Genomic DNA, 13,747 nt, shown 5'->3' with positions numbered 1-13,747 from the left:
ACACGGAACGCGAAGACCCTAGCGCGGAGAGTAATCAGCCGGTCAGCGAAACACGGAAAGATCTACCTCAGCGCGAGTCCAAGATCATGCCCGCGCCCACCGTGCCGTTGGTGGCCTCGTCCACCAGGATGAAGCCGCCTGTGAGCCGGTTGCGCCCGTAGTCGTCGACGAACAGCGGTTGCGTGACGCGCAGTGAGACCCGGCCGATCTCGTTGAGGCCGAGTGAGGTGGCTTCCTCGTCGCGGTGCAGGGTGTTGACGTCGAGCCGGTAGTGCAGGTCGCGGACGAGTGCGCGGGCGCTCCGGGTGGTGTGCTTGATGGTCAGTTTGGAGCGCGGGGTCAGTTTGAGCCCGTCGGCCATCCAGCAGACCATGGCTTCCAGATCCTGTGCCACGTGCGGCTGGTTGTTGGGGCGGGCGATCATGTCGCCGCGCGAGATGTCGAGGTCGTCTTCGAAGCGCAGCGTCACCGACATGGGCGGGAACGCCTCTTCCACCGGGCCGTCGAAGGTGTCGATGGAGGCGATCCGGGTGGTCAGGCCGGAGGGCAGGTGCACCACCTCGTCGCCGGGCTTGAGCACGCCGCCGGCCACCTGGCCGGCGTAGCCGCGGTAGTCGTGGAAGGCGTGCTCGGTGGCCCGCTGCGGGCGGATGACGTATTGGACGGGGAAGCGCACGTCGACCAGGTTGCGGTCGGAGGCGAAGTGGACGTTCTCCAGGTGGTGCAGCAGCGAGGTGCCCAGATACCAGGGCATGTTCTGCGAGCGGGAGACCACGTTGTCGCCGATCAGCGCGGAGATCGGGATGAAGGTCAGGTCGGAGACGTTGAGCTTGGAGGCGAACGCGGTGAACTCGTCCTTGATCTCCTCGAAGCGTTCCTGGGAGTAGTCGACCAGGTCCATCTTGTTGACGGCCAGCACCAGGTGCGGCACGCGCAGCAGCGAGGTCAGGAACGCGTGCCGGCGGGACTGCTCCAGCACGCCCTTGCGGGCGTCGATGAGGATGATCGCCAGGTCGGCGGTGGAGGCGCCGGTGACCATGTTGCGGGTGTATTGGATGTGGCCGGGGGTGTCGGCGATGATGAACTTGCGGCGCGGCGTGGCGAAATACCGGTACGCCACGTCGATCGTGATGCCCTGCTCGCGCTCGGCCCGCAGCCCGTCGGTCAGCAGCGACAGGTCGGTGTATTCGGTGCCGCGGTCGCGCGAGGTGCGCTCGACGGCCTCGAGCTGGTCCTCGAAGATCGCCTTGGAGTCGTAGAGCAACCGTCCGATGAGAGTGGACTTGCCGTCGTCGACGCTCCCCGCGGTGGCAAAGCGAAGAATGTCCATTAGAAGTAGCCCTCTCGCTTGCGGTCCTCCATGGCGGCCTCGGAGGAGCGGTCGTCGGCCCTGGTGGCCCCCCGCTCGGTGATCCGGGTGGCCGCGATCTCCTCGATGATCTCCTCCACCGTCGCGGCCGTGGACTGCACGGCGCCGGTGCAGGTCATGTCGCCCACGGTGCGGTAGCGCACCACGGCCTCGATCAGCGGCTCGTCGTCGCCGCGCTGGACGACGTCGGCGTCGGGCAGCAGCATGCCGTCGCGTTCGAAGACCTTGCGGGTGTGGGCGAAGTAGATGGACGGGATCTCGATGCCCTCACGCCGGATGTAGTCCCAGACGTCGAGTTCGGTCCAGTTGGACAGCGGGAAGACGCGGATGTGCTCACCCTTGCGGATGCGCGCGTTGTAGAGGTTCCACAGCTCGGGGCGCTGGTTCTTCGGATCCCACTGGCCGAAGTCGTCGCGGAAGGAGAAGACCCGCTCCTTGGCGCGGGCCTTTTCCTCATCGCGCCGCGCGCCGCCGAAGACGGCGTCGAACTCGTGCTCCTCGATCGCGTCCAGCAGCGTGGTGGTCTGCAGGCGGTTGCGGGAGGCGCGCCGCCCGGTCTCCTCCACGACCCGGCCCTGGTCGATGGAGTCCTGCACGCTGGCCACGATCAGCCGGGCGCCGAGCTCGGCCGAGCGGCGGTCACGGAACTCGATCACCTCGTCGAAGTTGTGACCGGTGTCCACGTGCATCAGCGGGAACGGGATCGGCGCGGGCCAGAACGCCTTCTCCGCGATGCGGAGCATGACGATCGAGTCCTTGCCCCCGGAGAAGAGCAGACAGGGACGCTCGAACTCGGCGGCCACCTCGCGCATGATGTGGATGGCTTCGGCCTCGAGCACGTCGAGCTGCGACGTCGTGTAGTCGCGCTGGAGCATGGGAGCATTCCTCCGGCGGTTCAGCGGTGCAGGTCCCGAATCCCGGCGAGCAGGGATGCCGCCAGCTCCGGTAGGGAAACCAGAATATCTGGTAGTGAAGGGTCGGCTTGGTTGTAGGTCGGCGCCGCGCCGTCGATGCGGCTCGCGTGGGCTCCGGCGGCCAGCGCGACGGCGACCGGCGCGGCCGAATCCCACTCGTATTGGCCTCCGGCGTGCACGTATGCCTCGACCTCGCCGGTGAGCACCGCGGAGATCTTCGCCCCGGCCGAGCCGATCGGCACGAGGTCGGCGCCCACGAGGAAGGCGAGGTTCTTGACGAACTCCGGCGGCCTGGTGCGGCTCACCGCGATGCGGAAGCGCCCGCCGGCGAACTCCGGCAGCTTGGGCGGGTCGGCGGTGGTCAGCGTGCGGCCCTGGGCGGGCAGCGCCACGGCGCCCGCGCTCAGCCGGCCGCGCTCCCACAACGCCACGTGAACGGCCCAGTCGGCCCGGCCCTCCTCGGAGAACTCCCGGGTGCCGTCGAGCGGGTCCACGATCCACACCCGGTCCGCCTTGAGCCTGCGCGGGTCGAGTCGCTCCTCGCGGGTGGCCTCCTCCGACAGCACGCTGTCGCTCGGCCGCAGTCGCCCCAGCGACTCCATGAGGAAGACGTGGGCGGACCGGTCCCCCTCCGCCTTCAGCCCGGCCGGGTCATCGAACCCCAGGCGCTCGCGAGTCCGCAAAAGCCGCTCCCCCGCCTCTGTCGCCAAATCGGCGGCGAGCGCGTGGTCGTCGCGAATCGTCATCAATATGCTCCTTGCCCGCGGGCGACTGCCGACCAGGTCTTCCACAGGATCTGGAGGTCCAGGGTGAGGGACCAGTTCTCAACGTAACGCAGGTCGAGACGTACGGATTCCTCCCACGATAGGTCAGATCGGCCACTGACCTGCCACAGCCCGGTCAGCCCGGGGCGTACGAGGAGTCGTCTACGCACGTCGTCACCGTAGCGCGCCACCTCTTCAGGCAGCGGCGGGCGCGGCCCGACGAGCGACATCTGGCCCAGCACGACGTTGATGAGCTGGGGCAGCTCGTCGAGCGAGTGACGGCGCATCAGCGTGCCGAGCGGCGTGATCCGCGGATCATTGCGGATCTTGAACAGCAGCCCGTCGCGATCGCTGACCAGGGTGATCTTCTGCTGCTCGGAGCCGCGGCGCATGGTGCGGAACTTCAGGATCGTGAACGGCCTGCCGTCCCTGCCGATTCTGGTCTGCCGGAACAGCGCGGGCCCGGGACTCGTCACGCGTACGGCCACCGCCAGCCCCGCCAGCACCGGCGCCAGCACCGTCAGCAGCGCGACGGCCACCAGCCGGTCGAAGACGTTTTTGACCAGTTGCCTGGCTCCTGTCAGCTCGGGATGCTCCACGTGCAGCAGCGGCAGTCCGGCCACCGGTCTGATCATGGTGCGCGGCCCGGCCACGTCCATCAGCGCGGGAGCGACCACCAGCTCCGTACGGGTGCGCTCCAGCCGCCAGGCCAGCCGTCGCAGCGCCTGCCCGTCCATTTCGGGGCAGGCCAGCACGGCCACGGTGTCGGCCCTGTGCTGGTCCACGACGATCGGCACGTCGCTGAGGTCCCCCGCGACCGGCACGCCGGCGATCCGATCACCGGGGCCGGTCCCGGGCAGGCAGGCGGCCACGACGTCCATGCCGTGGTGGCGCTCCTTGCGCAACAGCTCCACCAGCTCCGCGATCGAGGCCGCGTGGCCGACCGCCACGACCTTGCGCATGCACTCGCCCGCGGCTCTGCGCCGGTGCAGGGAGCGGCGCAGGGCGTATCTGAAGACCAGGGTGAGCAGCGTGACCAGCGGCAGCGCGAGCACCACGTAGCCGCGCGCGACGTCGGTCTTGGTGACGTAGGAGCCGATGGCGGTGGCGGCGGTCAGCGCCACGCCGGACTGCACGACTCTGCGGAACTCCTCGGAGCCGACGCCGATCATGCGCGGCTCGTAGGCCCGGTGCAGTGCCACCGCGCACGTCCACACCACCGGCAGCGCCAGGCTGACCAGCAGGTACGGCAGCACGTATGGGGTGAGCCCGCCGAACCTGACGGTGAAGGCGACGGCGGAGGCGATGCCCGCCCCGCACAGGTCGGCCAGCACGGCGCGCAGGCGATAGGAGTGAATCCAGGCAGGCGTGCGCGGGCTGACCCGCCATGAGGCCACGTGACCGGATCCGACCACGGTCATGAGTCCCTCCACGCGCACGCGCGACCTCCAGGTGACCATTCCTGAACGGACAGTCACAGATCGTAGCGGCGCGGAGGGCGGCGAACCGGCGAACGGCTCTATGCGGCGATCAGCGAGGAGGGCCGGAAATGTGCAGATCAGCCCGGTGGAAGTCGTTCTGGGTCGCCTCCAGGCCGCGGGCCATCAGCGACTCCACGACGTCGGCCGCCCGGTCGACGAGGAAGGGCAGATCCTTGCGCTCCGCGGTCGCGAAGTCCTTGAGCACGAAGGCGGCCGCGTCCATGCGGCCGGGCGGGCGCCCGATGCCGAAGCGGACGCGCAGGTAGTCACGGGTGCCGAGGACCTTGGTGATCGACTTGAGGCCGTTGTGGCCGTTGTCGCCGCCGCCGAGCTTGGCGCGCAGCGCGCCATAGGGGACGTCGAGCTCGTCATGGACGACGATCAGCCGCTCAGGGCCGATCTTGTAGAAGTCGCAGAGCGCCTTGACCGGACCGCCGGACAGGTTCATGTACGTCAGCGGCTTGGCCAGGATGGCGTCACGGGTCTCGCACACCTCGGCACGGCTCTTGTGCGCCTTGAACCGCCCGCTCGCCCTGGTGGCCAGCTCGTCGAGCACCATGAAACCGGCGTTGTGCCGGTTGCCGGCGTATTCGGGCCCCGGATTGCCCAGTCCGGCGATCAGCCAGCGGTCCATTAGCACCCCTCGTAGCCGAAACGGGGCGGCCATGGTGGAGCCGCCCCGTTTCCGATCGAATTACTCGGCCTCGGCCTCGGCGGAAGCCGCGGGGGCCACGCCCTCGGCGCCCTCTTCGCCCTCCTCCGCAGCCTCCACCGGCTTGGCGCTGACCTGGAGGATGACGGTGTCCGGGTCGGCGATCAGCGTGGTGCCCTGCGGGAGCGGGAGCTGGGCGGCGGTGATGACGGTGCCGACCTCGAGGCCCTCGACGTCGACCTCGACGCCGGTCGGGATGTGGGTCGCCTCGGCCTCGACGGCGATCTGGACGAGCTGCTGGTCGAGCAGGCCGTCGGAGTGGACGTCGCCGACGGTGGTGACCGGGATCTCGACGGTGACCTTCTCGCCGCGCTTGACCAGGATCAGGTCGACGTGCTCGACGAAGCCCTTGATCGGGTCGCGCTGCACGCCCTTGGGCAGGGCCAGCTCGTCCACGCCGTCGCCCTCGAGGCGGATCAGCACGTTGGGCGTGCGGAGCGCGAGCAGGACCTCGTGGCCCGGCAGGGTGAGGTGCTTGGGGTCGATGCCGTGCCCGTAGAGAACGGCGGGCACCTTGGCGGCGCGGCGGATCTTGCGCGCGGCGCCCTTGCCGAACACGGTGCGCGGCTCGGCGGCGATACGTACTTCGGACACGACATCTCCTAGGGATGCTCGGGATCGGTTTGTTGAGCGCTCACCCTCACCCGCCCTAGCGGAAGGCGTTACGAGCGCAACCTGTTCAGTTTACTGGTCTCAGGTGTCTCCCTCGAACAGGCTCGTGACCGAGCCGTCCTGGAAGACCTCGGTGATGGCGCGGGCGATGAGCGGCGCGATGGACAGCACCGTCAGTTTGTCGAACCTGTTGGCCTGCGCCAACGGCAGCGTGTTGGTGACGATGACCTCGGAGATCCGGGAGTTCTTCAGCCGGTCGACCGCCGGGTCGGAGAACACCGCGTGGGTGGCCGCGGTGATCACGTTGGTCGCGCCCTGATCGTAGAGGGCGTCGGCGGCCTTGCAGATGGTGCCCGCGGTGTCGATCATGTCGTCGATCAGCACGCAGGTGCGGCCGCGTACGCGTCCGACGACCTCGTTGACCTTCACCGAGTTGGCCACGTCGAGGTCGCGGCGCTTGTGGATGAACGCCAGCGGCGTGCCGAGCGTGTCGGCCCAGCGCTCCGACAGGCGGACGCGGCCGGTGTCGGGCGAGACGACGGTGGTGTTCTCCAGGTCGAGTTTGTTCTTGAGGTAGCTCTCCAGAACCGGCATGGCGAACAGGTGGTCCACGGGACCGTCGAAGAAGCCCTGGATCTGGGAGGTGTGCAGGTCGATCGACATGAGCCGGTCGGCGCCGGCGGTCTTGAACATGTCGGCCATCAGCCGGGCCGTGATCGGCTCGCGGCCGCGGCCCTTCTTGTCCTGGCGGGCGTAACCGAAGAACGGCATGACCACGGTGATGCGCTTGGCGGAGGCCCGCTTGAGCGCGTCGACCATGATGAGATGCTCCATGATCCACTTATTGATGGGAGCCGTGTGGCTCTGGATCACGAAGGCGTCGCAACCGCGTACGGACTCCAGATAGCGGGCGTAGATCTCGCCGTTGGCGAAGTCGATCAGTTTGGTGGGGGTGAGGGAGACGCCCACGTGCTGGGCGATCTCCTCGGCCAGCTCCGGGTGTGCCCGGCCGGAGAAGAGCATGAGGTTCTTCTCACCGGGCTGTTTGATGCTGGTCACTGCTGCTTCTCCTGCTGCTCTTGCCCGGCAAGCGCCCGCTGGGCGGCCGCGGCCGACTTCGTGCCCGCGCGCCTGCGCAAGACCCATTTCTCGATGTTGCGCTGCTTCGCCCTCGCCACGCCTATCGCGCCGGGGGGAACGTCGTCGATGATCACCGAGCCCGCCGCCGTGTAGGCGCCGTCGTTGATCGTCACTGGTGCGACGAGCATGGTGTCGCAGCCGACGAAAACGCCGTCACGCACGGTGGTGTGATGCTTGTCGACCCCGTCATAGTTGACGAAGACGGTGGAGGCCCCGATGTTGACGTCCTCGCCGATCGTGGCGTCGCCCGCGTAGGTCAGGTGCGGCACCTTCGACCGATCACCGACCGTCGCGTTCTTCATCTCCACGAACGTGCCCGCCTTCGACTTGTGCCCGAGCACCGTGCCGGGCCGCAGGTAGGCGTAGGGGCCGACGCTGGCCTCCGGGCCGATCTCCGCGCTGTCGCAGACGGCGTTGCGCACGACCGCCCCCTCGCCGACGTGGGTGTCGGTCAGCGTGGTGGCGGGGCCGACCTCGGCGCCGGTCTCGATGACGGTCTTGCCGTGCAGTTGCGTGCCGGGGTGGATGACGGTGTCGGGCGCGATCCGCACGTCCACGTCGATCCACGTGCCGGCCGGGTCGACGATCGTGACCCCGGCCCGCATGTGTGCTTCGAGCAGGCGCTGGTTGAGCACCTTGCGGGCGGCGGCGAGCTGCACCCGGTCGTTGACGCCCTCGACCTCGACGTGGTCGCCGGCCACATAGGCGCCGACCCGGTGGCCGTCGCCGCGCAGGATGGCGAGGACGTCGGTGAGGTATTCCTCGCCCTGGGCGTTGTCCGTGGACACGCGCTTGACGGCGTCGGCGAGCAGGTCGCCGTCGAAGGCGTAGATGCCGGAGTTCATCTCCTTGATGGCGCGCTGCTCGGGCGTGGCGTCCTTCTCCTCGACGATCTCCATGACCGCGCCGCTCTCATCGCGGATGATCCGCCCGTAGCCGGTCGGATCGGGCACCTCGGCCGTCAGGACGGTGACCACGTTGTCGTCGGCGGCGTGCCGTTGGAGCAGCGCGGCGAGGGTCTCGGTGCGTAGGAGCGGCACGTCTCCGTACGTGACCAGCACCGTGCCGGAGATCGCGCCGACCTCCTCGAGCACGGTGCGGACCGCGTGGCCGGTGCCGCGCTGCTCCCGCTGGACGACGGCGCGCGCGTCGGGGCTGGTGGCGGCCAGATGGCCGCCGACCCGCTCCAGCGCATGGCCGATGACGACGATGAGCTGCTCGGGACCGAGGTCGCGGGCGGCCGTGAGCATGTGGTCGACCAGCGCGCGGCCGCACAGCTCATGCAGGACTTTCGGGGTCTGGCTCTTCATCCGGGTGCCCTCGCCGGCGGCGAGGACGATGACGGCTGCCGGGCGCGGCACACTCACGGACTGAGGCTCCCTGTGGCTGGACGGATCAGGGCTATTGGTACGGCTACCGCACCGACACCCTCCCGACACCGTGAGGATACCTGGCCGACCCCCGAGCATTCGCGTCGGGGACGGCCTCAAAGCTCCCGGAAGAGGACTCGAACCCCTACAAAGTGGACCAAAACCACTTGTCCTGCCGATTAGACGATCCGGGACAGATCGGACACGTGGCGTCCGACACACCACATACGATACAGAGCCCGCACCCACTCGCGCGCCCGTAATAAGAGCGCGTCTCCGGCTTGCAGGCGAACTCCCCAGGTGAGAGCCGGTGTCCGGGGTGGCACGCACATAACAGACCACCCGAAAAGCCGCAAGGCGCGAACCCCACCCACCTCGGGACGGCAAACCGTCACCTTCCTCACATCAGCTTAGGGCTTCCTTACTTACGATGGCGTAGGTTACGGTTGCGTAGGCAGGACATTCATCCTCATACATGCATTTGGAGGTCGCCCATGACCGTTCTCGCCGAGCGCTCAGCGCCTACCCCGAAGCCTGATTTCGAACCCGAGCCGAAGTCCCGCACAGAAATGGTCACCTTCGCTCTGGTCGTCGGGCTGCCCCTGATCGCGATCGCCGCGGCCGTGCCGCTCGCGTGGGGATGGGGACTCGGCTGGACGGACATCGCGATCGCGTTCGTGTTCTACGTGGTCTCCGGTCTAGGCGTCACCGTCGGGCTGCACCGCTACTTCACGCACGGCTCGTTCAAGGCCAAGCGGCCGCTGAAGATCGCGCTGGGCATCGCCGGCACCCTGTCGCTGGAGATGTCCGTGCTCGACTGGGTGGCCACGCACCGCAAGCACCACAAGTTCTCCGACAAGGAGGGCGACCCGCACTCGCCGTGGCGCTTCGGCCCCGGCTTCCTCAACATGTCCAAGGGTCTCCTCTACGCCCACATGGGCTGGCTGTTCGAGAGCGAGCGGACCAACCGCGAGAAGTACGCCCCCGACCTGTGCAAGGACCCGGACGTGGTCAAGCTGCACAAGTGGTTCGCCCCCCTCGCCCTCACCTCCATCCTGCTTCCCGGCGTGCTGGGCCTGCTGCTCACCTGGTCCTGGCAGGGCGGGCTGACCGCGCTGTTCTGGGGTTCCCTCGTCCGCATCGGGCTCCTGCACCACGTGACCTGGTCGATCAACTCCATCTGCCACGTCTTCGGCGAAGAGGACTTCCAGACGCGCGACAAGTCCCGCAACGTGTGGTGGCTGGCCATCCCGTCCTTCGGCGAGTCGTGGCACAACCTGCACCACTCCGACCCGACCTGCGCCAGGCACGGCGCGCTCAAGGGCCAGATCGACCTGAGCGCCGGCCTCATCCGCATCTTCGAGAAGCTGGGCTGGGTGTACGACGTCCGCTGGCCGACCCCGGAGCGCCTGGCGGCGAAGCGCATTGCCTGACGCGCCTGTTCCGATGAACGGTCACGCAGGCGTGGCCGTCATTATGGAAACCGTGACCGAACCCCGATCTCGCAGGCGCATGTCCGGAAGCGAGCGAAGAGAGCAGCTGATCCGCATCAGCCGCACCCTCTTCGCTGAGAAGGGGTTCGACGGGACCTCTATAGAGGAAATCGCAGCTACCGCACAGGTGTCGAAGCCCGTGGTATACGAGCATTTCGGTGGCAAAGAGGGCGTCTACGCGGTCGTGGTCGACCGCGAGATGCAGAAGCTGCTCGGCATGATCACCGAGGCCCTGTCCGCGACGCACTCCCTGATCAAGCTGGAGCGCGCCGCGCTGGCGCTGCTGCGGTACATCGAGGAGAGCAGCGAGGGCTTCCGCATCCTGGTCCGCGACTCGCACGCCGCCTCGGGCACCGGCACGTTCGCGAGCCTGATCAGCGAGATCGCCAGTCAGGTCGAGGACGTGCTGGCCGATGAGTTCGCGAGCCGGGGCTACGACCCCAAGCTCGCCCCGATGTACGCCCAGATGCTGGTCGGCATGGTGGCACTGACCGGGCAGTGGTGGCTCGACGTCCGCAAGCCGGGTCGCGAGGAGGTGGCCGCCCACCTGGTCAATCTGGCCTGGAACGGCCTGACGGGGCTCAATCCCGACCCGGCGATCACGGTGACGTCCCGCGAGCTCTCGCTACCGTCCAAGCCGCGCCCCAGCGAGAAGGAGCTGCGCGAGCTGGAGAAGGCCCGCGAGAAGGAGTTGAAGGAGGCGGAGAAGATCCGCCAGCGCGAGCTGAAGGAGGCCGAAAAGGCCCGGGTGCGCGAGCTGAGGGAGCGCGAGCGGCTGCTGAAGGAGGCCGAAAAGGCCCGTGAGCGGGAGGAGAAAATCCGCCAGCGCGAGGCCCGGCTGGCCGAGCGCGCCGCTCGCCTCGGACAGGCCGACCAGCCGGAATGACGGCTTGAACAGCGAGGACGCCCTGGGTGACCATTGTATGGAGCGGGGCTGACCGGCGGAGCGAGTCGTTGCGGTCCCGTTAACGTTCTGTTCAACCAAACGGGGCAATATAGACCATATGTCCGCAGAACCGTTGCATGCCGCCAACGACCTGCCGCTACCACAGGAGCGGTTCCTCAATCGTGAGGAAAGCTGGCTCCAGTTCAACGAACGAGTGCTTGAACTGGCCGAAGACCCCGCGCTGCCACTGCTGGAGCGGGTGCGCTTCCTTGCCATCTTCGCGAACAACCTGGACGAGTTCTTCCGCGTGCGGGTGGCGGGGCTCAAGCGGCGCATGGCCACGGGCCTGCTGCTGCGGACCAAGAGCGGGCTGAAGCCGCGCGAGGAGCTGGCGAGGATCGCCACGATCGCGGATGAGCTGGCCAGACGGCACGCGGGCGCGTTCCACGACAAGATCTCCCCGCAGCTCGCCACCGAGGGCATCGAGATCGTCCGGTGGGACGACCTGGGCCGTGAGGAACGCACCGAGCTGCGCAAGCTGTTCAGGGAGCGGATCCGGCCGGTGCTGACCCCGCTGGCCGTGGACCCCGCACACCCTTTCCCCTACATTTCCGGCCTCAGCCTGAACCTGGCGGTCCTGGTCCGTAATCCGGCGACCGACCACACGGTCTTCGCCCGGGTCAAGGTCCCCTCGCAGCTGCCCAGGTTCGTGCAGGCCTCCAAGGACAGGTTCGTCCCGCTGGAGGACGTCATCGCGGCCCACCTGGGGCAGCTCTTCAAGGGCATGGAGATCCTGCAGCACCACGTCTTCCGCGTCACCAGGAACGAGGATCTCGACGTCGACGAGGACGTCACCGAGAACCTCATGCAGGCCCTGGAGAAGGAGCTGCTCAAGAGGCGCTTCGGGCCGCCCGTCCGGCTGGAGGTCGAGGACACGATCACCCCCGAGGTGCTGGCCCCGCTCGTGGAGGAGCTGGAGCTGGCGCCGCACGAGATCTACCGCCTGCCCGGGCCGCTCGACCTGTCGGGCCTGCACGCCATCGCCGACCTGGAGCGCGGCGAGCTCAGCTACCGCCCGTTCGTGCCGGCCGAGGTGTTCAACGCCGAGGACGACATCTTCGCGACGCTGCGCGAACGCGACGTGCTGCTGCACCACCCGTACGACTCGTTCGCCACCAGCGTGCAGCACTTCATCGAGGTGGCCGCGGCCGACCCCAGGGTGCTGGCGATCAAGCAGACCCTCTACCGGACCAGCGGCGAATCCCCCATCGTGAACGCCCTGATCGACGCGGCCGAGGCGGGCAAGCAGGTCGTGGTGGTCGTGGAGATCAAGGCGCGCTTCGACGAGCACGCCAACATCTCCTGGGCGCGCAAGCTGGAGCGGGCCGGCTGCCACGTCGTCTACGGCGTGGTCGGCCTGAAGACCCACTGCAAGCTCGCCCTCGTCGTGCGCCAGGAGCCCTCGGGCGAGCTGCGCCGCTACTGCCACATCGGCACCGGCAACTACAACCCCAAGACCGCCCGGCAGTACGAGGACTTCGGCCTGCTCACGGCGGACCCGCTGGTCGGCGAGGACGTCACGGACCTGTTCATCCACCTGACCGGCTACTCCAACCACTCCGCCTACCGCAGGCTGCTGGTCGCGCCGCACTCCATGCGCAGCGGGCTGCTGGCCAGGATCGAGCGCGAGATCGCCCACCAGCAGGCCGGGCGTCCCGCCCGGATCAGAATCAAGACGAACTCGCTGGTGGACGAGCCGATCATCGACGCCCTCTACCGGGCGTCCAGGGCGGGCGTCAAGGTGGACCTGTGGGTCCGCGGCATCTGCACCCTCCGGCCGGGGATTCCCGACTTGTCCGAAAATATCCGCGTAAGGTCGGTCCTGGGGCGGTTCCTGGAGCACTCCCGGGTGTACGAGTTCGGCCTCGGCCGGCGGCCCGAGGTCTGGATCGGCAGCGCCGACCTGATGCGCAGGAACCTCGACCGCCGCGTCGAAGCCCTCGTCAAGGTGACCTCACAGCAGCACAAGGCCTACCTCATCGAGCTGATGGACCAGGCCATGGCCGAGACCACGAACGCGTGGTGGCTCAACTCCGACGGCAAGTGGGCCCGGCATTCCGGCGATGACCTGCAGAGCCGTCTCATCGGCACGCGCCGCTGGAGGACCATTGACGACTGACCTGCTCCGCGCCGCCGGAGCCGTGGTCTGGAGAGGCGAGGAGAGCGGCCCGGAGGTCGCCGTCATCCACCGGCCTCAATACGACGACTGGACCTTCCCCAAAGGCAAGCTGAAGACCGGTGAGCACCTGATCGCCGCCGCACTCCGCGAGGTGCGCGAGGAGACCGGGCTGACCGTCGCGCTCGGCCGCGCCCTGCCTTCCGTCCACTATCTCAGCAGGGGCCGGCTCAAGCGGGTCGACTACTGGACGGCCCGGCCGGTCGCCGACGCCGGGTTCGTCCCGAACGACGAGGTGGACGAGCTGCGCTGGCTACCGCTGGATGAGGCCAAGGGGCTGCTGACGTACGAATGGGACGCCGGGCTGCTGCGGGCGCTGACGGTCGCGCCGCTGGCGACCGTACCCCTCGTCCTCGTCCGGCACGGTTCGGCGGGCTCCAGGAACGAATGGGACGGCGACGACGCGCTGCGCCCGCTGGACACCGACGGCGCGTCCCAGGCGGCGAACCTGGCCACCGTGCTGCCCGCCTACCGGCCGGAGCTGCTGATGAGCTCGCCCAGCGCCCGGTGCGTGCAGACGCTGGAGCCGTACGGGGGCGAGATCAGGACGGAGCCGCTGCTCAGCGAGGAGAGCCAGGATGCGCACAAGACGCCCGCGCTGGTCAGGGACATCACTGTGCCCGCGGCCGTGTGCAGCCACGGCAAGGTGCTGCCCGACCTGATCCACGCGCTGAGCGGCGAGGACGTGCAGCTCCACAAGGGCGCGTTCGCGGTGCTGCACAAGGCGGGCGAGCACGTCGTCAGCATCGAGCACCACACCACCTGACCGG

At 68.4% G+C, this 13,747-nt stretch carries 12 protein-coding genes and 1 tRNA gene; 4 read left to right on the top strand and 9 right to left on the bottom strand.

Annotation, left to right across the window (positions count from 1 at the left end):
* Positions 1 to 67 precede the first annotated feature (67 nt).
* The 9 genes from ACTMTI_RS21565 to ACTMTI_RS21525 form a co-directional block, all read right to left on the bottom strand.
* On the bottom strand, positions 68 to 1,330 hold the full coding sequence (locus ACTMTI_RS21565) for a sulfate adenylyltransferase subunit 1 (protein ID WP_441122247.1): 1,263 nt from the start codon (positions 1,328 to 1,330) through the stop codon (positions 68 to 70).
* Positions 1,330 to 2,244, bottom strand: a complete 915-nt coding sequence (cysD, locus tag ACTMTI_RS21560) for a sulfate adenylyltransferase subunit CysD (RefSeq protein ID WP_441122246.1) — start codon at positions 2,242 to 2,244, stop codon at positions 1,330 to 1,332. Before cysD ends, ACTMTI_RS21565 begins: the two co-directional genes overlap by 1 nt.
* 20 nt (positions 2,245 to 2,264) lie before the next feature.
* Complete coding sequence (locus ACTMTI_RS21555) at positions 2,265 to 3,029, bottom strand: 3'(2'),5'-bisphosphate nucleotidase CysQ (RefSeq protein ID WP_441122245.1); 765 nt, start codon at positions 3,027 to 3,029, stop codon at positions 2,265 to 2,267.
* On the bottom strand, positions 3,029 to 4,468 hold the full coding sequence (locus ACTMTI_RS21550) for a sugar transferase (RefSeq protein WP_441122244.1): 1,440 nt from the start codon (positions 4,466 to 4,468) through the stop codon (positions 3,029 to 3,031). The genes ACTMTI_RS21555 and ACTMTI_RS21550 overlap by 1 nt, the downstream gene beginning before the upstream one ends.
* Positions 4,469 to 4,577: 109 nt before the next feature.
* Positions 4,578 to 5,162, bottom strand: a complete 585-nt coding sequence (gene pth, locus ACTMTI_RS21545; RefSeq protein WP_441122243.1) for an aminoacyl-tRNA hydrolase — start codon at positions 5,160 to 5,162, stop codon at positions 4,578 to 4,580.
* Positions 5,163 to 5,222: 60 nt separating this feature from the next.
* A complete protein-coding gene (locus ACTMTI_RS21540; protein WP_441122242.1) occupies positions 5,223 to 5,834 on the bottom strand; it encodes a 50S ribosomal protein L25/general stress protein Ctc in 612 nt (203 codons plus the stop codon).
* A 99-nt stretch (positions 5,835 to 5,933) separates the two neighbouring features.
* Positions 5,934 to 6,911, bottom strand: a complete 978-nt coding sequence (locus tag ACTMTI_RS21535; RefSeq protein WP_441122241.1) for a ribose-phosphate diphosphokinase — start codon at positions 6,909 to 6,911, stop codon at positions 5,934 to 5,936.
* Complete coding sequence (gene glmU, locus ACTMTI_RS21530; RefSeq protein ID WP_441122240.1) at positions 6,908 to 8,359, bottom strand: bifunctional UDP-N-acetylglucosamine diphosphorylase/glucosamine-1-phosphate N-acetyltransferase GlmU; 1,452 nt, start codon at positions 8,357 to 8,359, stop codon at positions 6,908 to 6,910. The genes ACTMTI_RS21535 and glmU overlap by 4 nt, the downstream gene beginning before the upstream one ends.
* Before the next feature lie 125 nt (positions 8,360 to 8,484).
* Positions 8,485 to 8,556: transfer RNA gene (locus ACTMTI_RS21525), tRNA-Gln, on the bottom strand.
* A gap of 300 nt (positions 8,557 to 8,856) precedes the next feature.
* On the opposite strand from ACTMTI_RS21525, the gene ACTMTI_RS21520 reads away from it, so the two are divergent.
* From ACTMTI_RS21520 to ACTMTI_RS21505, 4 genes are all read left to right on the top strand, one after another.
* The gene (locus tag ACTMTI_RS21520; protein WP_441122239.1) at positions 8,857 to 9,795 is read left to right on the top strand and encodes an acyl-CoA desaturase; all 939 of its coding nucleotides are present in this window, start codon (positions 8,857 to 8,859) and stop codon (positions 9,793 to 9,795) included.
* Positions 9,796 to 9,808: 13 nt separating this feature from the next.
* Entirely contained in the window at positions 9,809 to 10,741 is a 933-nt protein-coding gene (locus tag ACTMTI_RS21515) for a TetR/AcrR family transcriptional regulator (RefSeq protein ID WP_441122238.1), read from the top strand.
* 118 nt (positions 10,742 to 10,859) lie between these two features.
* Complete coding sequence (locus tag ACTMTI_RS21510; protein WP_441122237.1) at positions 10,860 to 12,920, top strand: RNA degradosome polyphosphate kinase; 2,061 nt, start codon at positions 10,860 to 10,862, stop codon at positions 12,918 to 12,920.
* Complete coding sequence (locus tag ACTMTI_RS21505) at positions 12,910 to 13,743, top strand: NUDIX hydrolase (RefSeq protein ID WP_441122236.1); 834 nt, start codon at positions 12,910 to 12,912, stop codon at positions 13,741 to 13,743. The genes ACTMTI_RS21510 and ACTMTI_RS21505 overlap by 11 nt, the downstream gene beginning before the upstream one ends.
* Positions 13,744 to 13,747 lie beyond the last annotated feature (4 nt).

It is taken from the genome of Nonomuraea sp. H19 (assembly GCF_052068215.1).
Classification (GTDB): Bacteria; Actinomycetota; Actinomycetes; order Streptosporangiales; family Streptosporangiaceae; genus Nonomuraea.
This window is presented reverse-complemented; position numbering and strand designations above follow the sequence as displayed.